This is a genomic window from Streptococcus sp. CF8_Ac1-9, from assembly GCF_024295565.1.
In the GTDB taxonomy this organism is placed as follows: Bacteria; Bacillota; Bacilli; order Lactobacillales; family Streptococcaceae; genus Streptococcus; species Streptococcus parasanguinis_X.
In genome coordinates, this window is record NZ_JANCOY010000001.1 from 116,588 (window position 1) to 140,991 (window position 24,404).

The following is a 24,404-nucleotide window of genomic DNA, read 5'->3' on the forward strand; positions in this document are numbered from 1 at the left end:
CAGTAATGAACAAGAAACAATGGCTAGGCCTTGGTCTAGTAACTGTCGCTGCTATCGGACTTGCAGCATGTGGAAATCGTGCGTCTAAAAAAGATAGCGCAAACTCAGAATCAAAAACTGATTTGAAAGCTGCTATCGTTACCGATACTGGTGGTGTGGATGACAAATCATTCAACCAATCTGCTTGGGAAGGTTTGCAAGCTTGGGGGAAAGAAAACGGTCTTTCTAAAGGGAACGGATTTGACTACTTCCAATCAACAGATGAATCTCAATATGCGACAAACCTTGATGAAGCTGTTTCTAACGACTACAAATTGATCTTTGGTGTTGGTTTTGCCTTGCGTGATGCAGTAGAAAAAGCGGCTTCTGACAACGAAGAAACAAACTTTGTTATCATTGACGACCGTATTGAAGGACAAAAGAACGTAGCATCTGCTGTCTTTGCCGACAACGAAGCTGGTTACCTTGCTGGTATCGCTGCTGCGAAAACTACAAAAACTAAACAAGTTGGTTTTGTAGGTGGTATGGAAAGTGAAGTTATCACTCGTTTCCGCGCTGGATTTGAAGCTGGTGTTAAATCTGTTGACCCATCTATCAAAGTTCAAGTAGACTACGCTGGTTCATTCGGTGACGCTGCTAAAGGTAAAACAATTGCTGCTGCACAATACGCTGCAGGTGCTGACGTTATCTATCAAGTAGCTGGTGGTACTGGAGCAGGTGTCTTCTCTGAAGCAAAAGACTTGAACGAGAAGAAAAATGAAGACGAAAAAGTTTGGGTTCTTGGTGTGGACCGTGACCAAAAAGCTGAAGGTGAATACACTTCTAAAGATGGTAAAAAATCTAACTTTGTCTTGGCTTCAAGCTTGAAGAAAGTCGGAGAATCTGTAAAAGACTTGGCTAAGAAAGCTGCTGACGGTAAATTCCCTGGCGGTAAAGTGATTACTTATAGCTTGAAAGATGGTGGAGTTGATTTGACAACTGACAACCTTTCTGCAGATGCTAAAAAAGCTGTCGAAGATGCCAAAGCTAAAATCCTTGATGGATCTCTTAAAGTTCCTGAAAAATAATATTTGATTGGGCGGCCCTCCCTTTAAGGGCCGTTTCTTTTAAAGTGAGACATTTTTGTCTCAATAAAATCTGTTAGTTCTCTAGCAGATTTTATTGAAATAAAAAATTTTGAAAGGAAAACACCCACATGACACATGAATATGTCATCGAAATGCGTGAGATTACCAAAAAATTTGGTGACTTTGTAGCAAATGATAAGATTAATCTTCAGTTGCGCAAAGGTGAAATCCATGCACTTCTTGGAGAAAATGGTGCAGGGAAATCTACCCTGATGAATATGCTGGCTGGTTTGTTGGAACCAACAAGCGGAGACATTGTGGTAAATGGAAATACTGTTAACCTAGACTCACCTTCAAAAGCAGCTTCTTTAGGAATTGGAATGGTGCACCAACACTTTATGTTGGTTGAAGCCTTCACTGTTGTTGAAAATATCATCCTTGGTTCTGAAACCACTAAACATGGTGTTTTGGACCTTAAAAAAGCCAGCCAAGATATCCTTGATTTGTCTAAAAAATATGGCTTGGCAGTAGATCCACATGCTAAAGTTGAGGATATTTCCGTTGGTGCGCAGCAACGTGTGGAAATCTTAAAGACGCTTTATCGTGGAGCCGACATCCTGATCTTCGATGAACCAACTGCAGTGTTGACACCAGCTGAAATCGAAGAATTGATGACAATCATGAAGAACTTGGCGAATGAAGGAAAATCCATTATCTTGATTACGCACAAGTTGGATGAAATCCGTGCTGTTTCAGACCGCGTAACGGTTATTCGCCGTGGGAAATCTATTGAGACAGTAGAGATTGGTGGAGCTACTAACCAAGACTTGGCCGAAATGATGGTCGGCCGTTCTGTTTCCTTTAAGACTGAAAAAGGTCCTTCTCAACCGAAAGAAGTGGTCTTGTCGATCGAAAACTTGGTTGTAAACGAAAACCGTGGTGTCCCAGCTGTTAAGAATTTGTCACTGGAACTTCGTGCTGGTGAAGTCGTTGGGATCGCAGGGATTGATGGAAATGGTCAGTCTGAGTTGATCCAAGCCATTACAGGTCTACGGAAGGTAAAATCGGGTTCAATTAAGATTAAAGGCAAGGATGTTGTAGGACTACGTCCACGTCAAATCACAGAAATGAAGGTAGGGCACGTCCCTGAAGACCGTCACCGGGATGGTTTGGTCCTTGATATGATGATCTCTGAAAACATGGCTCTTCAAACTTACTACAAAGAACCTCTTAGCAAGAATGGTATTTTAAATTATCCAAATATTACCTCTTATGCCAAGAAGTTGATGGAAGAGTTTGACGTTCGTGCAGCCAGTGAAGTGGTACCTGCTAAGGCTCTCTCAGGAGGGAACCAGCAAAAAGCCATTATCGCTCGCGAAATCGATCGCGATCCAGATCTCTTAATCGTCAGCCAGCCAACTCGTGGATTGGACGTTGGAGCGATCGAATATATCCACAAACGTTTGATTCAAGAACGGGATAATGGAAAAGCCGTTCTGGTTGTCAGCTTTGAATTAGATGAAATTTTGAATGTTTCTGACCGTATTGCAGTTATTCATGATGGGAAGATCCAAGGGATCGTAACCCCTGAAACAACGAATAAGCAAGAACTTGGAATCCTCATGGCAGGAGGACAAGTAAAGGAGGGAGCATCAAATGAATAAGAATTTAAAACAAATTGCCGTTCCATTGGTGTCTGTCCTTTTAGGATTGGTCTTAGGTGCCATTATTATGTGGGCCTTCAGCTATGATGCCCTTTGGGGATATGAATTGCTGTTTAAGAAAGCCTTTGGTTCGATTAAGAGTTGGGGTAATATTTCCCGTGCTATGGGGCCACTGATTTTAGTTGCTCTTGGATTTTCGGTAGCTAGCCGGGCCGGCTTCTTTAACGTTGGACTTCCTGGTCAGGCTTTTGCAGGATGGATCATGGCGACTTGGTTTGCCCTTTCCTTCCCAAATATGCCTCGCTTACTGATGATTCCGATGACCGTTTTGATTGCGGCTATCGCAGGTGGATTTATTGGAGCGATTCCTGGTTTCCTTCGTGCCTATCTCGGAACCAGTGAGGTCATTATCACCATTATGATGAACTACATTGTTCTCTATGGTGGGAATGCCTTGATTCATAGCTTCCCAGCTTCCTTGATGAAAAATAAGGACTCAACCATTGATGTGGGAGCTAACGCTGTCTACCAAACGGAGTGGTTGCGTAATTTGACAGACAAATCACAAATGAACATCGGGATCTTTTTTGCCATCATCGCAGTGGTGGTCATCTGGTTCTTGATGAAGAAAACAACACTTGGTTTTGAAATCCGTGCCGTTGGTCTCAATGCGAATGCGGCAGAATATGCTGGGATGTCTGCAAAACGGACCATTATCCTTTCTATGATCATTTCTGGTGCTCTTGCTGGTATCGGTGGGGTAGCAGAAGGTCTAGGTATTTACTCAAATGTCTACGTTCAAACCAGCTCAATGAGTGTTGGATTTAACGGAATGGCCGTTGCCCTTCTTGCGATGAATTCACCAATTGGTATTCCATTTGCTGCCTTCTTGTTTGGAGCACTTCAAATTGGGGGAGTTGGTATGAAGCCAGCTGCCATCCCTGAAGAAGTCGTTCAAATTGTGACAGCATCCATTATCTTCTTCGTATGTGCTCACTACATTATTGAAAAGATGATCTCGATGCGTTCAGCTAAAAAAGGAGGAGCAAACTAATGAGTATTGTAACGATTTTAAGTATTCTTGTTTCCTCTATGATTGTGTATGCGGCGCCGCTGATCTTCACAAGTATCGGAGGAGCATACTCAGAACACGCTGGGGTTGTTAACGTTGGTCTAGAAGGAATCATGGTTATGGGAGCCTTCTCAGGTATTATCTTTAACTTGACTTTTGAACCTGAGTTAGGAAGTTTGACACCATGGTTGTCCTTGATCGTTGCTGCAGGGATTGGAGTACTCTTCTCCTTGATTCACGCGGTGGCAACCATTCATTTCCGTGCTGACCATATCGTCTCAGGTACAGTATTGAACTTGATGGCACCTCCATTGGCAGTCTTCCTTGTTAAAGCGATGTATAACAAGGGACAAACTGATAATATCAAAGTTGCCTTCGGGAAAACGTCCATTCCGGTCTTATCTAAAATTCCGGTGATTGGGGATATTTTCTTCAACAATGCCAGCATCATCGGCTGGGTTGCGATTCTCTTTTCATTCTTTGCTTGGTTTATCATGTTCAAGACAAAATTTGGATTGCGTCTTCGTTCAGTTGGGGAACACCCACAAGCAGCAGATACATTGGGAATCAATGTTTATAAAATGCGCTACTTAGGAGTGATGATCTCAGGTGCCCTAGCTGGTATTGGAGGAGCCATATACGCTCAATCTATTTCCGTTAACTTTGCGGTGACTACTATTGTTGGTCCTGGGTTCATTGCCCTCGCAGCTATGATTTTCGGGAAATGGAACCCAATCGGGGCCATGCTGGCTAGTCTCTTCTTTGGAGCTTCGCAAAGTTTGGCTGTTATCGGGAATCAATTGCCTTTGCTTAAAGGTATCCCATCCATCTACTTGCAAATTGCGCCTTACGTCTTGACCATGGTTGTCTTGGCAGCCTTCTTCGGACAAGCAGTCGCACCAAAAGCAGATGGTGTTAACTACATTAAATCGAAATAATGCACAGAGAGAGGTTGGGACAAAAGTCCTAGCCTCTCAATTGTTTTTGGATTGTCGAGTAAGACGCAGTGGTTGAGTGGGCTCTACTACGCTGATTTTATCAGCTTTTACAGCCCTACTCAACTGTGCGGAGGTGGGACGACGAAATCGAATTCTAATGAATTACCGATTTCTGTCCCACGCTCTCTTTTGCTTTCTAAAGGCCCCTCATAGTCGCAATTTCTTTAGATTTAGGGTACAATAAGAATACAACTTTTCACGTATTGGAGGAGCAGATGTTTAAGTGGATGAGACGCCTGATTGGCATGGTGATCGTTTTATTTATTTTATTAGTGATCTTATTGGTCCCTGGATCTATTCCTGATGGGGAGCAACTGAGAAATGTGCAGGCAGGGAGTTCTTTGATTGAGCTGGCTCAAAATGCAGTTTCAAACGCTTCTGTGAGCACTGAAGGGCTCTCAACTGAGCTAAGTCTCAATTCTGTACAATTAAGTCAGGTCGTAAAAACAAGTGCTGGAACCGCCCTTGACAATTCTGACTATCAAAAGATGGCACTAGGAATGGATGGCAATGACCTTCACGTCAAAGTTCCTGTTTCCTTAGGACCAGTTGATAGCTATCTAGATTTAACCATGACCGGTCAAGTCGAAAACAATGTCATGAATTTGACTGTGACCGGTGCTAAATTAGGGAAAATGCCCATTCCAAAATTCTTGGTTCTCAACTATTTGAAGGATCAATCCAATCAAAATGGAGGCGGCTTTACAGTGAATGGTGATCAAATCACCCTTGAGATTCCTCAAGCAGGCTATAGTATCTCAAAAGCGAGAGTGGAAAATGGCAATGCGAAGGTAACCGTTAGTATATCCTTGTTTTAAGTCTTTGTAATTGGAGTTGTCATGCTTGTCTTTGAATTTTGTGCAGAGAATTTAACTTATATTGATAAGGCGATTGCTGCTGGGGCAGGTCGCATTGAACTGTGCGACAACCTGGCAGTAGGAGGGACCACACCGAGTATAGGTGTGATCAATGAAGCAATCAAACTGACAAGAGAGAAGTCCGTGGATCTATGTGTCATTATCCGGCCCCGTGGTGGAGATTTTGTCTACACTGATCTGGAAGTCGAAGCTATGCTGATGGATATTCGTGCTGCGAAAGAAATAGGGGTTACTTGTTTTGTGCTGGGTGCGTTGACGAGTGATCGAAAGTTGGACCAGAGGGTCATGCAGCTTTTACTAGCAGCCTGTGGAGAGGCAGAGGTGGTCTTTCATATGGCCTTTGATGAGTTAGCACATACAGATCAGCTAGAAGCGATTGAGTGGCTTTCTGATCAGGGTGTAGCCCGCATTTTAACACGAGCTGGAAGTCCAGGTGACCCACTAGAGCAACGTTTTGCCCACTATCATCGTTTATTAGATGCGGCTAAGGGAAAGATTCAGATCCTGCCAGGTGGGGGTGTAACTCTTGACAATCGTCAGCTCTTTTTGGACCAATTGGGCGTTTGTCAACTGCATGGCACGCGCATCGTGTTTTAAAAAAGAAACGCTCACTGCCTGAAGTAGTTTTGAAGATCCGTTATCAAGGTTGGAGACGTTGTTTCCAGCCTCTTCTAGTGCAAAAATGAATAAGGGAGAGAAAATGTTTTTAGAGCATTATTTTGACCGATACACCTTTCAGCCAGAAAAGGGATTGGCTTTTGGATTTGAAAAGAGAGGGGCAGGCTATGAGTACCAGTGTCCCGTCTTATCGGACTCTTTTCTCTTAAAGGTCCGTGTCTGCGACCAGAAGATATCTTTTCAGGTCTATGATCAGGATACAGGGGACGAGTATATCCAGATCCATCAGGAACAGCTACAGGGAAATTTCGTTGGCCAAGTCAGGGAAGCCTGTCAGGAAAGTCTTGCAAGGATTCGCCAAGCTTGTTTTGAGGTAGAGAAATTTCTCTATCCTCAAGCCAAGCGTCTCATGGCCTATATCTCTCTGCACTATCAGGGAACGATTGAGTATTTGTGGGAAAGATCTCCAGAATCCGGTGCCATTCGCCACCGAGACACCCTCAAGTGGTATGGTGTCTTTATGACCATTGATTGGAAAAAACTGGATGCTGGCAAGTCTGGGAAAATAGAAGTTTTGAATGTCAAGTCTGATCAAGTAGCCTATTTCATCCAACAGAAAGGGATTTATCCAGCTTTTCATATGAATAAAAAATATTGGGTGAGTATCCCCCTAGATGGAACAATTGCTGATGAGGACTTGTTTGCTCTGGTGGATAGTAGCTGGCACCTCACCAAAAAGGGGAAATAAGATGAATCTGTTGAGGAAATTATCTTGGTTTTTTAATTTAGAGAAGAAGCGATACTTGATCGGGATAGGGTCCTTGGTCTTGGTTAGTTTTTTAAACCTCATTCCTCCAAGAATCATGGGACTTGTGATCGATTTGATCGATAAAAGAAGGCTGACGCTGGGGCAGTTAGTTATGGATATTGCCCTTTTGGTCCTCGCAGCTCTAGCCATGTATGGCCTTCGTTTTGTCTGGAGACGTTATATTTTTGGAACGGCCAATAAGTTGGCTCGGATCTTGCGTTACCGTTTGTTTCAGCAATTTACGCTCATGTCTCCGTCTTTTTATCAGCGTTATCGGACAGGTGATCTCATGGCCCATGCTACTAATGATATTAATGCGGTAACCATGTTTGCTGGTGGCGGCGTTATGTCTGCAGTGGATGCTTCTGTGACCGCTTTGGTGACCCTAGTCAGCATGTTTTTCATGATTGATTGGCGCTTAACCCTCTTGGCTATTTTGCCCCTACCGGTTATGGTGGTAGTGACTTCAGCTATTGGACGCAAAAACCACAAAGCCTTTAAAGAGGCCCAAGAAGGCTTCTCAGAGCTGAACAACTTTGTTCAGGAATCCGTATCAGGAGTCAAGGTGACCAAATCCTTTGGCTTTCAGGCAGATGAGATTCGGGCTTTTGAAAAAACTAATCAAATGGTCTTTTCAAAGAATATGACTTCAGCCGGTTACAATGCTTTGTTTGATCCGACTACTCTTCTTTTTGTCGGTCTCTCCTATGTTTTGACGCTCTACTTCGGGGGGCTATTTGTTCAGGAAGGGAGCCTGACGGTTGGACAAATTGTAACCTTTATTACCTATCTCAATATGCTTGTCTGGCCCCTTCAAGCTATGGGCTTCTTGTTTAATATTAGTCAGCGTGCTAGCGTCTCCTATGATCGGATTGAGACACTTTTAGCAGAAACACCTGATATCCAAGATCCAAGTCAACCAGTTACAGTCATTCTAAACGGCAATCTGGAATATGACATTAAAGAATTCGCCTATGAGAAAGAGCCTGTCCTTGAGAAGATTGCCTTTCATTTAGAAAAAGGGCAAACCCTTGGAATTGTGGGTCCAACTGGATCTGGAAAGACCACCTTGTTGCGTCTCTTGCTTAGAGAGCACGACTTGGAGCAGGGAGCTATCTTGCTCAATGGAATCTCTATCAAAGACTATCGTTTAGAAGATCTTCGAAGCTTGATCGGCTACGTCCCTCAAGATCAGATTCTCTTTGCCATGACCATTCGCGAGAATGTCGCTTTTTCAGATCCACAGATCAAGGAAGAAGAGGTGATGAAGGCTCTGAGCACTTGTGGAGTCTATGAAGATATTCTGGCCATGCCAGACCAGATGGAGACAGTGCTGGGAGAGAGAGGAGTCTCTCTTTCTGGCGGGCAAAAGCAACGAATTGCCATGAGTCGAGCGTTGGTCATGAATCCTGAGATCTTGATTCTGGATGATTCCCTGTCTGCAGTAGATGCTAAAACGGAGCACCAAATCATTGAAAATATGAAGCAGGAACGCAAGGGGAAAACAACGATCATCACAGCCCACCGCCTATCAGCGATTGTTCATGCGGATTTGATTCTAGTAATGGAGAATGGACAGATCAAGGAGCGAGGCAATCACGAGGAATTAATGGATCAAAAAGGTTGGTACTATGAAACCTACCAAGCCCAACAATTATCAGAAGAAATGGAGGGTAAGCTGAATGAAAACATCTGAAGCTCATGTGATGAAGCGGCTCTTGACTTACATGTGGCGTTATAAGTGGTTAACAGCCCTAGCCTTAGCCTTTACCTTCCTGACTAGTCTCTTATTGACGGCGATTCCTCTTGCAGCCCGCTGGTATATTGACCACCTAGTGGATCCAAAAGAAGCAGGCTCACCAGTTCTGACAGCTTTTCAGTTTCTCATTCTCTACTATGGCTTATTCATTGGGCGCGTGCTGGCAACTTACCTGAGCCAGTTAACCTTTGCGCGTGTATCCAATTCTATCGTAAGAGACATTCGTCTAGATATTTTCAAAAATCTTCAAAGGCTGGGCATGTCCTTTTATGACCAGACAGCAGCAGGTTCGATTGTCTCGCGGGTGACCAATGATACACAGGCAGTCGCAGATATGTTTTCTACGGTCTTTTCAAGCCTGGTTTCATCCTTTTTACTTTTTCTAGTCACCCTGGTAACCATGTTTAGCTTGGACTGGCATTTGACCATTTGGATCCTGCCTTTTCTTCCCATCATTTGGTTTTCCATCCGTCTCTATCGCAAGTTATCCAATCGCTTGGTCAAGATGACCCGACAAAAATTATCAGATATCAATGTGAAATTATCGGAATCTATCGAAGGAATGCGGATCGTGCAGGCCTTTCGTCAAGAAAAGCGCTTGACGGATGAATTCGAACAGATTAATGGGGAACATTTGGATTATGCCAACCGATCTGTAGATGTTAATTCCCTCTTTTTGAGGCCAGCTATGACCTTGTTACAGGTCCTGGCTTATGCGGTTATTCTAACCTTTTTCGGCCTAAATTGGCAGTCCTCTGGATTTACAGCCGGTCTTATCTATGCCTTTATCCAGTATGTTAGCCAGCTTTTCCAGCCCTTGATTGATGTCACCCAAAATTTTGCAACTTTGCAGACCTCAACCATTTCTGCAGGTCGTGTCTTTGAAATGATGGATCGAGATGACTACGAGCCAAAGCAAGCTGGTAGCCTGAAAGAAATCGAGCGGGGAGATATTCGCTTTGACCATGTATCTTTTTCTTATGATGGCAAACGGGATGTCCTAAAAGATATCTCCTTTGAGGTTAAAAACGGACAAACCATCGCTTTTGTTGGTCATACTGGTTCTGGTAAATCCTCTATTATCAATCTCTTCATGCGCTTTTATGAATTTGATCGTGGCCAGATCTTGATTGATGGACAGGATATCAAGGACTACAGCCAGGAAGCCTTGCGCAAGTCCATTGGTCTAGTGTTGCAGGATCCCTTCCTCTATCATGGAACCATTGCTTCTAATATCCGGATGTACCATGAAGAACTGACAGATGAGGAAATCCGTCAAGCAGCTGCATTTGTGGATGTGGCAGACTTTATTGAGAGTCTACCTGGTGGCTATGATCATCCGGTAACAGAGCGGGGGTCTACCTTATCGACCGGTCAGCGTCAGCTTCTGGCTTTTGCCCGAACGATTGCTGCCCAGCCTAAGATCCTCATTTTGGATGAGGCCACTGCCAATATCGACCAAGAGACGGAAGAGATGATCCAAAACTCTCTGAAGAAGATGCGCCAAGGGCGGACAACCATTGCCATTGCCCATCGCCTTTCTACCATCCAAGATGCTGATTGCATCTATGTTCTCGATAAGGGAAAAATCATCGAATCAGGCAACCACGACCAACTGATTGCTCTAGGAGGAACGTATAAGAAAATGTATGACCTCCAGGCCGGTATGATGAAATAAGGATAAACAAGGAGGCTGGGACAAAAGTCCTAGCCTCTCAATTATTTTTGGATTGTCGAGCAAGACGCAGTGGTTGAGTGGGCTCTACTACGCTGATTTCATCAGCTTTTACAGCCCTACTCAACTGTGCGGAGGTGGGACGACGAAATCGAATTCTAACGAATTACCGATTTCTGTCCCACTCTCTTGTTTTTCTTCTTTGAAAGCTGTAAAATAAAGAAAAGAACAGAAAAAGGGAGCATACACCATGTCAAACGATCTGATCCTGATGGGAGTTGTGATTGTCTTATTTGGACTTTATTTCACTCTTCAAGTTGAGCTCAATAAAGTCAGAAATCAATTTACTTACTATCTTCTAAAACCAGGTAGTATTTCAAAGGAACAAAGAGAGAAGTACCTCAAAGAACCAGAGATGGAAGCGATTCGCCTAATTCGCCTCGATTATCGGATCGGCCTTCAAAATGCTAAACTTATCTATGAGCAATTAAAGAAATAGGAAAGACCCTCGTATAGTCTATACGAGGGTTTCTCTTTCAAAAAAAGGCGTAAGCTTTGGTAAAACATTGGCCACATCTGCCGATTTGATCTTGGCGAGTTGATAAGGACAAGTAGTAATGTAGGCTGCTTCAAAGAAATCAAGCGGGAGTCCACTGTGTTTTATGGCAGCGAGGGATTGAACTTGTCTGAGTTCTAGAAGGATCCCATCGTGGGTCAGGGTCAGATGAGGGAGAAGAGAAGACTGATCCATCAAGGTCTTTAGACTAGCTTCTTCCTCTTTTTTTCTGGCTAGGAGTCGCTTTTTATTGGTCAGATACATACCGTTATCAATGTAGAGACTCAAGGCCTTTTGCATGATCAGATTGCTATCATAGTCCAGAATCGTCTTATAGGTTAAGACCGGCTTTAGAAGGTCTTGGGGAAGGATCATGGAAGTGATGCGAAGAGCAGAAAAGAGATTGGTCGAAAAAGATTTGATGTAGATCACCCGGTTCTTTTGATCCAAATAATGAAAAGATGGAGCATTACTGCCATCAAGATCTCCCAAATAGTCGTCCTCAACAAGGTAGACATCATATTGGTCAGCTAGTTGCAAGATCGCTTCTTTTTGCTTGGTAGAATAGCTATGACCGAGCGGATAGTGAAAACGGGGGATCGTGTAGAAGAATTTGATATGGCCACTTTTGAAAATCTCCTCAAGTTCTTCGAGATCAATCCCCGTTAAATTACGTTGAATGGTACGGTAGGCAAGTCGCTGCGAATCTAAGAGTTGGTTCATCCGATGATAAGTCGGTTGCTCGATCAAGATCTGCGATCTTTTAATGGGAAAGTCAATCTGGCTGAGGATATTAAGCGCCTGCTGAGTACCAGCAGTCAAAACAATCTGATCAGCAGTCGTATAAATACCTTCCTCCTTTAATAAGCCTTGAATGGATTGGCGTACTTCTAGTAAGCCTGCTTGGTCCGAAAAGTTATTGAAGAGATAATTCTCCCGTCCAATCAAGGTTTCATTGATACAGGTCCGGAAGTCCTCGAAAGCCTGGTTGCGGTCTTTCTCTAATTTTAGTGGAAGATCCTCATGTCGATTAGGTTCTTGCTCCAAAACATAGTAGCCACTTTGAGGCTTAGCATAGAGGAAGTGCTGGTAAGTCAAGTCCAGCAAGGCTCGTTGCACCGTGTCCTTACTACAAGAAAATTGACTAGCTAACTGACGAACAGAAGGAATTTTCTGTCCGGTTTCGAGCTGGCCTTGTTGAATAGCTTTTTTTAAGAAATCGATAATTTGTTGGTATTTGCTCGTCTTCATCCTGACTGTCCCCATACAGTTTTTTTCTATTGTACAGAAAAAATCACAAAAAAACCACTCCGAAGAGTGGCGGCAGTATTACATAAAGTAAACAATGGCTAAATACTGAAGGGCAGAAGCAGCAAGGATGAAAAGGTGCCAAATCATATGGAAATATGGTTTTTTCTTGGCATAAAAGCCAGCTCCAACCGTGTAGCACAGACCGCCCATGAGCATGAGACCCCAGAAGATCGGATTGGTTTGGCTTACGATTTGGGGAATAATAAAGATAACCAACCAGCCCATGATCAAGTAAAGAGCGAGACTGAACTTTTCATTGACTTTTTTGGCAAAGATTTTGTAGAGAATACCAAAGATGGTGGTCCCCCATTGGATCAAGATAATGCTGTAGCCCATCCAGTTGTTCATCAAGGTGAGGACAACTGGTGTGTAACTACCTGCGATCGCAATGTAGATCATGGAATGGTCGATAATACGAAGCACATACTTTTGAGGTGAATCGTAAGACATAGCATGGTAGACGGTCGAAGACAGAAACATCAAAAATAGACTGATCACAAAGATAGAAGTCCCAAAAGCACTAAGCAGACCGTGTTGCTCAAAGCTATAGACTGCTGAGATCGGAAGTAAGATCAACATGAGGAGGGCGCCAACAGCGTGGGTTACGCTATTGGCGATCTCTTCTCCAAAGGATAATTTTTTACTTAGTTTCATGGTATAATTCATCAGTTTCTTCCTCCGTTTTTACTGGTTGAATATAAGATAGGGTTTCAAGATAAAGTTGAACTGTCTGACAGGCAGAGCGAATGATGGGAGCGATCGGCTCTTTTTGCTCATTGAGATAAGCGACAAAGCTATTATAGAGAAGATCTGAACTCGCCTGGTCCTGCAAGAAATTTAAGGTAGAAGCGATCTCCTGAATAGAAAAGACAGTTTTTAAGGTTGTAATAGCAATCAAGCGAGCTACCTGTCTACGCTGGTATTTCTTCTTATCTGGTTTTTCGACATAGCCATGTTTTACGTAATTGTTGATCATGGCAGCCGTCAAGCCCTTGTCTGAAGAAGAGAGAACAGGTGCACAGGTTTTATTGACATAAAGTAGGACCTGATCGAGATAGAGGTCTAGCTCAGGCAGTTGCTCCCACGTTGGATAGGAAAAAGTGGACACGAAATCTTCACCTTTCTTTAATCTAGTTTTCATAACTAGATAATAACATTAATAAAAACTCCTGTCAAGAAAATTTGAAAAATATGGTACAATAGACCTATGAAAGTATTAATTCCATCCGCCAAAGAACTGAACGAACAGGCTCGTATCGTCGAGCCCCAACCCTTGTCAGAGAACACAAAAACTATCCTCCAAGCTTTGAAGGCATTCTCCCTAGAAGAATTAGCGACCTTTTACGGGATCTCAGAAGAAAGAGCCCTAGTAGAAAAGGAAAGAATTGAAGCTCTGTTAGCTGGGAGTGCTAAAACCTATCCTGCTTTGGAACTGTTTGATGGCCTTATGTACCGTAGTATCGAGCGTCAAGACTTATCCGAAAAAGAGCAGGCTTATCTGCAGGAGCATTTGTTGATCACGACTGCTTTATACGGTGTACTACCTGCCTATGAAGGGATAGCTCCCCATCGCTTGGATTTTATGATGAAGCTAAAACCAGCTGGAAAATCTCTAAAGGCACTTTGGAAAGAGGACTATGATCAGGCAGTAGAAGGTGAGGAGCAGATCTTATCCCTTTTGTCTTCTGAGTTTGAACAGGTCTTTTCAAAAGCCATTCGTGAGCGAATGATTCGGATCAAATTCATGGAGAATCGTGGTGGGACACTAAAGATTCATTCAACGATTTCAAAGAAAGCACGTGGGGCTATGGTGACAGCCATGATGAAGGAAGAAATCACCCATCTAGAAGATCTGAAATCACTAGAAGTAGCAGGTTTCTCTTATCGTGAGGATTTATCGCAAGAGAAAGAATGGATCTTTGTGAAAGAATAAATAAAAATATTCCTGAGAAGCGTCAGGAATATTTTTTTGATCTGTTAGATAAAGAGAATACACGATGAAAACTCCAAAATAGAGGATTTTGGAGTCAGAATCGTCTTGAGCAGTAGGCTTAGGCGATATGTTTGAATTTCTTCAAGAGTTCTGTCAACTCAGCTTGCTCGCCGCTATTAAAGACTTGCATCAAGCGTTGAATATTTTTGATATGATCTGGAAGAGCTTCTTCGATCTTTTTACGACCGGCATCTGTAATAGATACAAGATAAGCACGGCGGTCTTCTGGATCGGTTTCGCGTGTAATCCAACCATCGCGGACCATATTGCGAATAACCACAGTCATATTTCCAGAGGTCGCAAGAATGCTATCAATTAGATCTTGAATGCGAAGATCGCCTTTGCTGTACAAGGTCTCAAGTACAGAGAATTGAGTTGGTGTCAACTGGTGCTTTTTAAAGATATGAGCCTCAGACGCACGGATCAATCGTTCTGCCTTGTGGAAGACGATCATGGTTTTTAAATCTACGTTTGCTTCTTTGAATAATCTCTTTAAATTTTCCATATCTATATTTTATCAATAAATAGTATTTCTGTCGTTTAATTTTATTTTCAAATTAGTTACAAAATTGTGACAAATTTATTAAACTATGAACAAATGATAGCAAAGGTGTTAATTTTAGTTTGTTTATCAAACAATTTTATACTAAAACATTGTAACAGGTATGAAATATTAGTAACAATTCTTTCTTGAAAATCTATAGAATTCTAGGTGGCTTTGGTGTATAATGGGGGAGTGAAACAGAAAAATAATCTTTTTATAGTATGGCAACATATAATAGGAATCTGTATCTTAGTGTTGACGGTCCTTTTTTCTTGGCTATTTCTTGCTGAAAAAACTTCTGATCGCTTGGAGGATCAAATGGCACAAGCAAGAAAAATAGCCCTGTCTCATTCTTCGATTGCGACCATTGAGACGGAGAGTTTCTTTCATGGCAAAGAAGCCTATCTTTCCTTTATTGGCAAGGACCAAGAGGGGCAAGAACTAGCGGTTTTGGTGGCGCAGGCGGATGATGCAGTCTATACCTACCCTTTGAAAGAAGGAGTTGGTTCCAAAGAGGCAGCTTCCGTCGTCAAAGAGAAGAGTCAGGACGCGATTGATCGGGTAACTTTTGGACGCTTTAAAGGCAAACCGATCTGGGAAGTCAAGGCCGGGAGCTCCTATTATGTGGTGGATTTCAAGACTGGAAAAGTCACCGGTGTTTTTTAAGATTTGAGGAGGAAATATGAAATTATCAAATCGTGTATTGGAAATGGAAGAAAGTGTGACCTTGGCTGCAAATGCGCGTGCCAAAGCTTTGGCAGCAGAAGGTCGTGATATCTTAAGTTTGACCCTGGGTCAACCTGACTTTGCGACTCCAAAAAATATTCAAGAAGCAGCAGTCGCATCGATCGAGGATGGTCGCGCTAGCTTTTATACGGTAGCATCTGGACTTCCAGAATTGAAGGATGCCATTAGCGACTACATGAAGGAGTTTTATGGCTATGCTGTGAACCGCAATGAAGTAGTGGTTGGTACTGGAGCCAAGTTTATTCTTTATGCTTTCTTTACATCTGTTATCAATCCAGGTGATGAAGTCATCATTCCAACACCTTGCTGGGTTTCTTATGTAGACCAGGTCAAGATGGTAGAAGGAACACCTGTTACTTTCCAAACAACAGAAGAAAATCACTTCAAGGCAACGGTAGAGCAATTGGAAGCAGCACGGACAGACAAGACCAAGGTGGTCTTGCTGAATTCGCCATCCAATCCAACAGGAATGATCTACAGTAAAGAAGAACTCCAAGCAATCGGAAATTGGGCTGTCGAACATGACATCTTGATTTTGGCAGACGATATCTATGGGCGATTGGTCTATAATGGCAATACCTTTACGCCTATTTCTAGCTTATCAGAAGCGATTCGCAAGCAAACGATCGTGATTAACGGAGTTTCTAAAACCTATGCTATGACTGGTTGGCGGGTTGGTTTTGCAGTGGGTGATCCAGAGATTATTGGAGCCATGGCCAAGGTGATCAGCCAAACAACTTCCAACTTAACAACCGTTTCCCAATATGCCGCAATCGAAGCCCTCACAGGAGACCAATCTTCTATTGAGATCATGCGCCAAGCTTTTGAGGAGCGTTTGAATACTATTTATCCTTTGTTGAATGAAGTGCCTGGTTTTGAAGCCATCAAACCTCAAGGAGCCTTCTATCTCTTCCCAAATGTCAAGAAGGCCATGGAGATGAAGGGGTACACGGATGTGACGGAATTTACCACAGCAATTTTAGAAGAAGCAGAGGTTGCTTTAGTAACGGGAGCTGGCTTTGGTGCTCCTGAAAATGTTCGCTTGTCTTATGCGACAGATTTGGATACCCTGAAAGAAGCTGTTCGCCGACTCAAGGCCTTTATGGAAAAATAAAATTACAAGATCCTTAGTAATGAGCTGAGGATCTTTTTCTTTTAAAAAAAATCTTGTTTTCACAGGTAGAATCTAGCACTGAAAGCCTTTTTATGATACAATTAAGAAGATAATGTCTTCGGACAAGTTTAACGAGAAAAGGAAGATGAATGATGACAAAACGGATTACTATCATCGAAGTAAAAGACTATGTTGGTCAAGAAGTGACCATCGGTGCTTGGGTGGCCAACAAATCAGGTAAAGGAAAAATTGCTTTCTTGCAATTGCGTGACGGGACTGCCTTTTTCCAAGGTGTGGCTTTTAAACCAAACTTTATCGAAAAATTCGGCGAAGAAGTGGGGCTTGAAAAATTTGATACCATCAAACGCTTGAGCCAAGAAACATCAGTGTTTGTAACTGGTATTGTCAAAGAAGACGAGCGTTCTAAATTTGGTTACGAATTGGATATTACAGACATCGAAGTGATCGGTGAATCTCAAGATTACCCAATCACTCCTAAAGAACACGGGACAGACTTCTTGATGGACAACCGTCACTTGTGGTTGCGTTCACGCAAACAAGTTGCCGTTATGCAAATCCGTAATGCTATCATCTATGCAACTTATGAGTTCTTTGATAAGAATGGCTTCATGAAGTTTGATAGCCCCATTCTTTCAGGAAATGCGGCGGAAGATTCAACTGAATTGTTTGAAACAGACTATTTCGGAACACCAGCCTACTTGAGCCAATCAGGTCAGCTTTATCTGGAAGCTGGTGCTATGGCTCTTGGTCGCGTCTTTGACTTTGGTCCAGTATTCCGTGCTGAAAAATCTAAGACTCGTCGTCACTTGACTGAGTTCTGGATGATGGACGCTGAGTACTCTTACTTGACACACGATGAGTCACTTGACTTGCAAGAAGCTTATGTCAAAGCTTTGCTTCAAGGTGTTTTGGACCGTGCTCCTCAAGCTTTGGAAACCTTGGAACGTGATACAGAGCTCTTGAAACGCTACATTGCTGAACCATTCAAACGGATCACCTATGATGAAGCCATTGATCTCTTGCAAGAGCATGAAAATGATGAAGATGCGGATTATGAGCATTTGGAACATGGTGATGACTTCGGCTCACCACATGAAACTTGGATTTCAAACCACTTTGGTGTGCCAACATTTGTCATGAACTACCCAGCAGCTATCAAGGCCTTCTACATGAAACCAGTTCCTGGAAATCCAGAGCGCGTGCTTTGTGCAGACTTGCTTGCTCCAGAAGGCTATGGAGAAATCATCGGTGGCTCTATGCGTGAGGAAGACTACGATGCCCTTGTTGCAAAAATGGATGAACTTGGCATGGATCGTACAGAGTATGAATTCTACCTTGACCTTCGTAAATACGGTACAGTTCCACACGGTGGATTTGGTATTGGGATTGAGCGTATGGTAACCTTCGCAGCTGGTACAAAACACGTCCGTGAAGCTATTCCATTCCCACGTATGTTGCACCGTATTAAACCTTAATAGACGTAAAAACGCCATTAGGCGTTTTTCACTTTTATCTGCTTCAAAAAACTATGAAAGGAATTTCAATGCTGAAAATAGACATCATTGATGGGAAAGAATACGAAGAAGGCCAAGGATCTTTGATTGCGGATCTGGACCATTCCATTCAACAGATGCTCAAGACATCCTATCCGGAAAGTCAAATGGATGATTTTATCACGTATAAAAATTTGAGCCAATATTGTATGGATTATCTAGGTCAGATTATTGAGCGTGCCAATGATAAAAACGAAGCCATTAAACAGCAGGTGACAGGTGTCATGCCCGAAAGCGAGCGCCCCTTTAACGTTGAAGACCGCTTGACAGCCAGCTATACCTTCGGTCAGCGGGTGGCGGATTCTGTTGCGCGCTTCGGTGGTTCTTGGACCTTTATTATTAGCTTCATCATGATGATGGCTATCTGGATGTTGATCAATGTCTTGCATCCCTTTGGCTGGAATTTTGACCCTTATCCTTTCATCTTGCTCAATCTAGCACTTTCTACGATTGCGGCGATTCAAGCTCCTTTGATCATGATGAGCCAAAACAGGGCGGCAGATTACGATCGCTTGCAAGCACGAAATGACTTTAACGTCAATATGGAATCTGAACGGGAAATTCGCTTGTTGCATACGAAGATTGACCATATGGTGCAACAAGACCAGACGGATTTACTGGAAATTCAAAAGTTGCAAACCGAATTGTTGGTGTCCTTGTCTAATCAAGTGGCCCAGCTGCGTCAAGAAATGGATCAAGAAAAAATGAAGGAGGTGGAGAAGATGTAGGCAAATCTAAGTAAGTCTTTTAGAAACACTTATATAATCTATTGAAAGAGGAAAAACAATGTTTAAAAGAACTTACAAACGCAATATTTCACTCCTAGCAGGTCTGGAATTTACATCTTATTTTGGAATCACCAGTTTTTGGATTCTCTTTTTTATTCAAAATGGTCTTTCTTTGCTTCAGATTGGTTTATTAGAGAGTATCTTTCATGGGACGAGTCTCTTGTGTGAGATCCCATCGGGAATGCTAGCCGATCGCTTTAGCTACAAGACCAATCTCTACTTGGCTCGCTTGTCCAGTATTGGATCTTCGATCTTGATTTTATTTGGTCAGGGGAATTTTTGGATCTATGCCATTGCCATGATGGTCAATGCTTGGTCTTATAATTTTGACTCGGGGACCAGTACAGCTTTCTTATTTGATTCAGCAGTAGAAGCGGGCCAAAAGGACCGTTATCTTCAGATTTCTAGCTTTTTGTCTGGGGTGGCCGAAGTCACCCGAACGTTAGGTACAGTGGTGGCAGGCTTCTTGATTCACGGAGCATTGGCTTGGACCTATTATATTGCTATCGGGCTATCCTTGATTTCCATTCTTTTGATCTTTCTAATGAAAGAGCCAGAGAGCAAGAGTGATGAAAGAAGTCACTTGACCTTAAAGCGGATATTGGAGGTAGTGAAACAAGAATGGCAGGAAAAACCAGTCTTGTTTTACTGGATGCTCACCTATCAGTTGGTAGGGACCATCATGTGTATGTTTTATTTTTACTACCAACAGAAAATTAGTGACTTAACTAGTTGGCAAGTTTCGCTTATCATGTTGATTGGTAGTGGATTCAATCTCCTAGCGGTTTATTTGGCCAGTCAAATCGGGAAAAAATGGAATAGTAATCAAGTCTTTCCGATTCTGGTTGCACTGACTGGGTTGGCCTTGTTTTTGGTAGGTTTGAAGACTCCATTCGCCTATTTGAGTGTCTATCTCTTGACCAATGCCCTTTATGCAGTTTATCAACCCATCTACTACAATGATTTACAAGCTTATCTGCCTTCCAGTGTGCGAGCAACCATGCTGAGTATCAATTCGATGATGTTTAGTCTATCTATGATTGTCATCTTCCCTTTGACTGGTTGGTTGATCGATACTTGTGGATTTGTAGCAGTCTTTCTTGTGCTAGGCCTTATAACATTCCTATCTTTCCCTCTCTTACTGATTGGTTTAGGGAGAATGGGCAAGACCTTAAGCGAGGTGACAAAGACTGAATAAAACTTATAGGGTTCTTGAGTCTAACAAGATTTAAATAGCAGAAAAACTGAACAATCCTTCTATGCTATGTAGGAATAGTAAGATTGAAGACAAAGTCATCTTAGAAACTTTCCTTAGGCGAGGACGGACGTCAGCGAACTTCTATGAAGTTCCATGACTAATTATTGAGCCTAAGGTCTCAATAATTCCGAGTGCTAGAAACAATAGTGTTTCTAGCACTTTTCTCACAGCGGAAAGTTTCAGTAGATGATTGAATAGCTCTAACAAATAAAATTATTTTATCTTTATAGAAGTTAATTAATTTGTATAAAAGAGCAGTTTGTCTACGTTCTCATACTCTCTGCTTGGCAGGGAGAGTTTTTTTGTCAGTTATAATTGTGGTAAAATAGGTATATCCTATTTAAAAAGAATCGAGTTGTATGAAATCATTATTAAAGTATTTTAAGGGCTATCTATGGGAAACTTTTCTAGGGCCCGTTTTTAAACTCTTAGAAGCTATTTTTGAATTGTGTGTCCCCTTAATCATCGCCCACTTAGTCGATCAGGTCATTCCAAAAAAGGAAACGAGCGCAGTGGTGATGACGGTCGGTGTTTTGTTTTTATTTGCGAGCTTTGGTGTCGTCGTAGCTATTACGGCCCAGTATTTTTCTTCTAAAGCAGCTGTCGGCTTTACCCGAGAGATGACCAAGGATTTGTATGATAAGATCTTATCACTTCCAAAGGACAAGCGAGATAGGATCGGGACTTCTAGTTTGGTAACCCGTCTCACTTCTGATACCTATCAAATCCAGGTTGGGATCAATCTCTTCTTGCGGCTTTTTTTGAGGGCACCGATTATTGTCTTTGGAGCTATCATCATGGCCTTCACCATCAGTCCTAAATTAACCCTTTGGTTCTTGGGGATGGTAGCGATTTTAACCCTGATTATTGTGATCATGTCACGGCTTGTCAATCCGCTCTTTGCTAAGATTCGGAAAATCACAGACCGGATGGTTACGGTGACGCGTCAGCAATTTCAAGGGATGCGGGTGATTCGAGCCTTTGGACAAGATGCTAGTGAATTAGAGGATTTTAGAGAGGTCAATCAGGGCTACAAGATCTGGCAAATTCGCGCTGGTATCTGGTCTAGTTTGGTGAGCCCCTTGACCTTCCTTGTGGTCAATACGACCTTGGTTTGTGTCATTTGGCAAGGACAATTGAATATCTCTGCTGGTCTTTTAACCCAAGGGATGTTGGTCGCTTTGGTCAATTATTTATTACAAATTTTAACAGAATTGATCAAGCTGGCTATGCTGGTCACGTCTTTAAATGTCAGCTATATTTCAGCCAAGCGTGTGCAAGAGATTTTCGATTTGAAGGAAGAAGACCTCTTAGAAGCTTTGTCAGTAGAAACTGCAACAGAGCAAGAAGCAATCAGCGCAGAGAAAGTTTCTTTCACTTATCCAACGGCTTCAAGCCCAGCTCTAGAAAATATTTCCTTTGATCTGGATCATGGACAGATGTTGGGAATTATCGGTGGTACAGGATCTGGGAAGTCTACTCTGGTTCAGTTATTGAGTCATTTGTATGCCGTGAGTCAGGGAAAATTAGCCCTCTATCATCAAGGTCGCTCTCCTCAAACCCTCAAGGAGTGGCGGGAGTGGGTAGCTGTTGTCCCACAGAAGGCAGAGCTCTTTAGAGGGACTATCCGCTCGAATCTCTTACTAGGGATGGAAGAAAATCTATCGGATGAAGATTTGTGGTGGGCCCTAGAAACAGCTCAGGCGGCTGATTTTGTCCGTGAAAAAGAAGGACAACTCGATGAGCCAGTGGAAGCCTTTGGTCGAAATTTCTCAGGTGGCCAACGTCAGCGGTTGACCATTGCGCGTGCCCTTTTGAAGAAGGCTCCTTTCTTGATTCTGGATGATTCAACTTCTGCCTTGGATTATTTGACGGAAGCACGTCTCTTAAAATCGATAAAAGAAGAATTGAGTGATACGAGTTTGATCTTAGTATCTCAACGAACCAATAGTCTCAAGTCTGCTGATCAGATTTTAGTCTTGAACAAGGGACATCAAGTAGGACTGGGAAATCACGATTTCCTTTTGTCTACCAATGAGATTTATCAAGAAATTCATTATTCACAACACGGGAGGGAGGAAGCATGAGTCAAAAACGTTCTAGTTATGTAAAACGTCTGTTTAGAGATTTTGCTCACCATCCCGGGCTCCTGATTCTAGCTAGTCTCGGAACCATCGCTCAAGTGGCCTTAACAGTCTGGTTACCGATCCTGATTGGACATGCGGTTGACTTGGTCATTAATCCTCAAGGGATGAAAGTCTTAAGGCCTGTTTTGATCCAAATGGTTCTGGTCATTGTGGCCAATACCTTGATCCAATGGATCAATCCCTTGTTATACAATCAATTGGTCTATCGTTTTAGCCAAAGCCTAAGAGCAGAAGTGATGGAAAAAGTACACCGCTTGCCCTTGTCTTATCTAGATAAACAAGGGAGCGGGGACTTCGTCAGTCGCCTCACGACCGATGTAGAGCAACTCAATAGTGGTCTTCTGATGGTCTTTAACCAGTTCTTTGTTGGCCTCTTAACCATTCTTGTCACTATCGTGACGATGGCGGAATTGGATTTCTTTATGATGGTGGCGGTTCTGGTCTTGACCCCTTTATCTCTCTTGATTGCTCGTTTTATTGCCAAGCGTTCTTATACGCTTTTCCAAAAGCAGACCAAGGCGCGTGGTCTTCAAACCCAGTTGATCGAAGAGTCTTTGACCCAGGAAAGTTTGATCCAGTCCTTTAATGCTCAGGATCAATTCCGTAAGGCTTTTAAAGGGACGAATGAAAGCTATGCCAATTATTCCCAATCCGCTGTCTTTTATTCCTCAACTGTCAACCCTGCCACTCGCTTTGTGAATGCCTTGATTTATGCAGTAGTGGCTGGATTTGGTGCGGTGCGTATTATTTCGGGATCTCACTTTACTGTTGGTCAATTGGTGACCTTCCTCAATTATGTCAACCAATACACCAAGCCCTTTAATGATATCTCCTCTGTATTGTCAGAACTCCAAAGTGCCCTTGCCTGCGCAGAGCGTTTATATAGCGTTTTGGATCAAGCTGAGGTCGAAGAGACAGGGCAACGGGTTCTGGAAAGTCAGAATGTCAAAGGTGCGATTGGTTTTGAACACGTCACATTTGGCTATGATTTGGGGCGGACTTTGATCAAAGATCTAACCATTCAGGTTCCAGCCGGCAGTAAGGTTGCCATTGTAGGACCTACAGGAGCTGGAAAGTCGACCTTGATTAATCTGCTCATGCGTTTCTACCCTGTTAACTCTGGAGAGATCACGATTGATGGGGTGCCAATTACGGACTACACCCGTGCTTCTTACCGCCAACAGTTTGGTATGGTTTTGCAAGAAACCTGGCTCAAGGTCGGGACCATTCATGAAAATATCGCCTTTTCTCGTCCAGATGCAACTAGAGAAGAAGTCATCGAAGCAGCCAAAGCAGCCAATGCAGATTTCTTTATCCGGCAGTTGCCACAAGGGTACGATACCTATCTTTCAGATGCTGGAGAGTCTTTGTCTCAAGGACAACGCCAACTCTTAACGATTGCGCGGGTTTTCCTTTCAGTTCCTAAGATTTTGATCCTGGATGAGGCGACATCCTCCATCGATACTCGGACTGAGGTCTTGATTCAAGATGCCTTTAATCAGCTCATGAAGGGACGGACTAGCTTTATCATTGCTCACCGCTTGTCGACCATTCAAAATGCCGATATAATCCTTGTCATGGTGGATGGCGATATTGTTGAGAATGGCACTCATGAAGAGCTAATGGAAGCGCAAGGTGTTTACTACAAGATGCAGACAGCTCAGCAACAGATTAGTTAGAATGTAGACAAACTATTTTTAAAGTAAATAAGTAAAGTGATTCTGTAAAGAAATAAATATCTACCTAATTTGTATAACGAATTAAGAGAACATTAAAACTTTCCGCCGTGAGAAAAGTGCCTGAAACAATTTAGTTTCAGGCATTCGGGAGTTT

22 protein-coding genes are annotated in these 24,404 nt (G+C 42.7%); 18 read left to right on the forward strand and 4 right to left on the reverse strand.

The genetic code is table 11. The features are described 5' to 3' along the window. Nucleotides 1-5 precede the first annotated feature (5 nt). The 10 genes from NML76_RS00620 (at nt 6) to NML76_RS00665 (ending at nt 11,038) form a co-directional block, all read left to right on the forward strand. Nucleotides 6-1,067, forward strand: coding sequence for a BMP family protein (locus NML76_RS00620; RefSeq protein WP_254732437.1), 1,062 nt, complete (start codon nt 6-8; stop codon nt 1,065-1,067). A 128-nt stretch (nt 1,068-1,195) separates the two neighbouring features. Then, complete coding sequence (locus NML76_RS00625) at nt 1,196-2,731, forward strand: ABC transporter ATP-binding protein (RefSeq protein WP_118095264.1); 1,536 nt, start codon at nt 1,196-1,198, stop codon at nt 2,729-2,731. After that, on the forward strand, nt 2,724-3,785 hold the full coding sequence (locus NML76_RS00630; RefSeq protein WP_003007621.1) for an ABC transporter permease: 1,062 nt from the start codon (nt 2,724-2,726) through the stop codon (nt 3,783-3,785). Before NML76_RS00625 ends, NML76_RS00630 begins: the two co-directional genes overlap by 8 nt. Then, nucleotides 3,785-4,741 (forward strand): ABC transporter permease, encoded by a 957-nt coding sequence (locus tag NML76_RS00635; protein ID WP_003007618.1) that lies wholly within the window; start codon nt 3,785-3,787, stop codon nt 4,739-4,741. Before NML76_RS00630 ends, NML76_RS00635 begins: the two co-directional genes overlap by 1 nt. A gap of 275 nt (nt 4,742-5,016) precedes the next feature. Beyond that, nucleotides 5,017-5,619: a hypothetical protein gene (locus NML76_RS00640; protein ID WP_254732438.1), complete on the forward strand. Its 603-nt coding sequence runs from the start codon at nt 5,017-5,019 to the stop codon at nt 5,617-5,619. Nucleotides 5,620-5,640: 21 nt separating this feature from the next. Further along, entirely contained in the window at nt 5,641-6,276 is a 636-nt protein-coding gene (locus tag NML76_RS00645; protein WP_254732439.1) for a copper homeostasis protein CutC, read from the forward strand. Nucleotides 6,277-6,379: 103 nt separating this feature from the next. Continuing rightward, nucleotides 6,380-7,045 (forward strand): MmcQ/YjbR family DNA-binding protein, encoded by a 666-nt coding sequence (locus NML76_RS00650; RefSeq protein WP_254732440.1) that lies wholly within the window; start codon nt 6,380-6,382, stop codon nt 7,043-7,045. A 1-nt stretch (nt 7,046) separates the two neighbouring features. Beyond that, entirely contained in the window at nt 7,047-8,801 is a 1,755-nt protein-coding gene (locus tag NML76_RS00655) for an ABC transporter ATP-binding protein (protein ID WP_254732441.1), read from the forward strand. Next, nucleotides 8,788-10,542, forward strand: a complete 1,755-nt coding sequence (locus tag NML76_RS00660) for an ABC transporter ATP-binding protein (RefSeq protein ID WP_254732442.1) — start codon at nt 8,788-8,790, stop codon at nt 10,540-10,542. Before NML76_RS00655 ends, NML76_RS00660 begins: the two co-directional genes overlap by 14 nt. A 247-nt stretch (nt 10,543-10,789) precedes the next feature. Next, a complete protein-coding gene (locus NML76_RS00665) occupies nt 10,790-11,038 on the forward strand; it encodes a hypothetical protein (protein WP_254732443.1) in 249 nt (82 codons plus the stop codon). Between the two features lie 18 nt (nt 11,039-11,056). Here the strand turns inward: NML76_RS00665 and NML76_RS00670 are convergent, their stop codons facing one another. From NML76_RS00670 to NML76_RS00680, 3 genes are all read right to left on the reverse strand, one after another. Then, nucleotides 11,057-12,361: a PLP-dependent aminotransferase family protein gene (locus tag NML76_RS00670; protein WP_254732444.1), complete on the reverse strand. Its 1,305-nt coding sequence runs from the start codon at nt 12,359-12,361 to the stop codon at nt 11,057-11,059. Nucleotides 12,362-12,424: 63 nt separating this feature from the next. Next, entirely contained in the window at nt 12,425-13,072 is a 648-nt protein-coding gene (locus NML76_RS00675; RefSeq protein ID WP_003011253.1) for a hemolysin III family protein, read from the reverse strand. Next, the gene (locus tag NML76_RS00680; RefSeq protein WP_070675587.1) at nt 13,047-13,547 is read right to left on the reverse strand and encodes a DUF1836 domain-containing protein; all 501 of its coding nucleotides are present in this window, start codon (nt 13,545-13,547) and stop codon (nt 13,047-13,049) included. Before NML76_RS00680 ends, NML76_RS00675 begins: the two co-directional genes overlap by 26 nt. A gap of 66 nt (nt 13,548-13,613) precedes the next feature. Between NML76_RS00680 and yaaA the strand changes: the two genes are divergently transcribed. Further along, nucleotides 13,614-14,339 (forward strand): peroxide stress protein YaaA, encoded by a 726-nt coding sequence (yaaA, locus tag NML76_RS00685; protein ID WP_155169664.1) that lies wholly within the window; start codon nt 13,614-13,616, stop codon nt 14,337-14,339. A gap of 118 nt (nt 14,340-14,457) precedes the next feature. On the opposite strand, the gene NML76_RS00690 is transcribed toward yaaA, so the two are convergent. Then, complete coding sequence (locus NML76_RS00690) at nt 14,458-14,904, reverse strand: MarR family winged helix-turn-helix transcriptional regulator (RefSeq protein ID WP_003001765.1); 447 nt, start codon at nt 14,902-14,904, stop codon at nt 14,458-14,460. Nucleotides 14,905-15,195: 291 nt separating this feature from the next. On the opposite strand from NML76_RS00690, the gene NML76_RS00695 reads away from it, so the two are divergent. The 7 genes from NML76_RS00695 to NML76_RS00725 all read left to right on the forward strand — a co-directional run bounded on the left by NML76_RS00695 (nt 15,196) and on the right by NML76_RS00725 (nt 24,250). Further along, nucleotides 15,196-15,609 carry a DUF5590 domain-containing protein gene (locus NML76_RS00695; RefSeq protein WP_338146943.1) on the forward strand — a complete coding sequence of 138 codons (414 nt, stop codon included), beginning with the start codon at nt 15,196-15,198 and terminating at the stop codon, nt 15,607-15,609. A gap of 16 nt (nt 15,610-15,625) precedes the next feature. Then, a complete protein-coding gene (locus NML76_RS00700; protein WP_070588924.1) occupies nt 15,626-16,804 on the forward strand; it encodes a pyridoxal phosphate-dependent aminotransferase in 1,179 nt (392 codons plus the stop codon). A gap of 149 nt (nt 16,805-16,953) precedes the next feature. Continuing rightward, entirely contained in the window at nt 16,954-18,300 is a 1,347-nt protein-coding gene (gene asnS, locus NML76_RS00705) for an asparagine--tRNA ligase (RefSeq protein ID WP_254732445.1), read from the forward strand. A gap of 68 nt (nt 18,301-18,368) precedes the next feature. Then, nucleotides 18,369-19,106 carry a DUF1003 domain-containing protein gene (locus NML76_RS00710; protein ID WP_173018780.1) on the forward strand — a complete coding sequence of 246 codons (738 nt, stop codon included), beginning with the start codon at nt 18,369-18,371 and terminating at the stop codon, nt 19,104-19,106. Nucleotides 19,107-19,164: 58 nt separating this feature from the next. Beyond that, nucleotides 19,165-20,364: an MFS transporter gene (locus NML76_RS00715; RefSeq protein ID WP_155124848.1), complete on the forward strand. Its 1,200-nt coding sequence runs from the start codon at nt 19,165-19,167 to the stop codon at nt 20,362-20,364. Nucleotides 20,365-20,783: 419 nt separating this feature from the next. Further along, entirely contained in the window at nt 20,784-22,511 is a 1,728-nt protein-coding gene (locus NML76_RS00720) for an ABC transporter ATP-binding protein (protein WP_251457405.1), read from the forward strand. Then, nucleotides 22,508-24,250 carry an ABC transporter ATP-binding protein gene (locus NML76_RS00725; RefSeq protein ID WP_251457408.1) on the forward strand — a complete coding sequence of 581 codons (1,743 nt, stop codon included), beginning with the start codon at nt 22,508-22,510 and terminating at the stop codon, nt 24,248-24,250. Before NML76_RS00720 ends, NML76_RS00725 begins: the two co-directional genes overlap by 4 nt. The last annotated feature ends 154 nt before the right edge of the window (nt 24,251-24,404 follow it).

Coding starts and splice junctions, on each gene's coding strand:
- yaaA (WP_155169664.1), top strand. CDS start 13,614: ATGAAAGTATTAATTCCATCCGCCAAAGAACTGAACGAACAGGCTCGT.
- asnS (WP_254732445.1), top strand. CDS start 16,954: ATGATGACAAAACGGATTACTATCATCGAAGTAAAAGACTATGTTGGT.
- NML76_RS00725 (WP_251457408.1), top strand. CDS start 22,508: ATGAGTCAAAAACGTTCTAGTTATGTAAAACGTCTGTTTAGAGATTTT.
- NML76_RS00635 (WP_003007618.1), top strand. CDS start 3,785: ATGAGTATTGTAACGATTTTAAGTATTCTTGTTTCCTCTATGATTGTG.
- NML76_RS00630 (WP_003007621.1), top strand. CDS start 2,724: ATGAATAAGAATTTAAAACAAATTGCCGTTCCATTGGTGTCTGTCCTT.
- NML76_RS00710 (WP_173018780.1), top strand. CDS start 18,369: ATGCTGAAAATAGACATCATTGATGGGAAAGAATACGAAGAAGGCCAA.
- NML76_RS00655 (WP_254732441.1), top strand. CDS start 7,047: ATGAATCTGTTGAGGAAATTATCTTGGTTTTTTAATTTAGAGAAGAAG.
- NML76_RS00625 (WP_118095264.1), top strand. CDS start 1,196: ATGACACATGAATATGTCATCGAAATGCGTGAGATTACCAAAAAATTT.
- NML76_RS00715 (WP_155124848.1), top strand. CDS start 19,165: ATGTTTAAAAGAACTTACAAACGCAATATTTCACTCCTAGCAGGTCTG.
- NML76_RS00645 (WP_254732439.1), top strand. CDS start 5,641: ATGCTTGTCTTTGAATTTTGTGCAGAGAATTTAACTTATATTGATAAG.
- NML76_RS00690 (WP_003001765.1), bottom strand. CDS start 14,904: ATGGAAAATTTAAAGAGATTATTCAAAGAAGCAAACGTAGATTTAAAA.
- NML76_RS00675 (WP_003011253.1), bottom strand. CDS start 13,072: ATGAATTATACCATGAAACTAAGTAAAAAATTATCCTTTGGAGAAGAG.
- NML76_RS00640 (WP_254732438.1), top strand. CDS start 5,017: ATGTTTAAGTGGATGAGACGCCTGATTGGCATGGTGATCGTTTTATTT.
- NML76_RS00650 (WP_254732440.1), top strand. CDS start 6,380: ATGTTTTTAGAGCATTATTTTGACCGATACACCTTTCAGCCAGAAAAG.
- NML76_RS00700 (WP_070588924.1), top strand. CDS start 15,626: ATGAAATTATCAAATCGTGTATTGGAAATGGAAGAAAGTGTGACCTTG.
- NML76_RS00680 (WP_070675587.1), bottom strand. CDS start 13,547: ATGAAAACTAGATTAAAGAAAGGTGAAGATTTCGTGTCCACTTTTTCC.
- NML76_RS00670 (WP_254732444.1), bottom strand. CDS start 12,361: ATGGGGACAGTCAGGATGAAGACGAGCAAATACCAACAAATTATCGAT.
- NML76_RS00660 (WP_254732442.1), top strand. CDS start 8,788: ATGAAAACATCTGAAGCTCATGTGATGAAGCGGCTCTTGACTTACATG.
- NML76_RS00665 (WP_254732443.1), top strand. CDS start 10,790: ATGTCAAACGATCTGATCCTGATGGGAGTTGTGATTGTCTTATTTGGA.
- NML76_RS00720 (WP_251457405.1), top strand. CDS start 20,784: ATGAAATCATTATTAAAGTATTTTAAGGGCTATCTATGGGAAACTTTT.
- NML76_RS00620 (WP_254732437.1), top strand. CDS start 6: ATGAACAAGAAACAATGGCTAGGCCTTGGTCTAGTAACTGTCGCTGCT.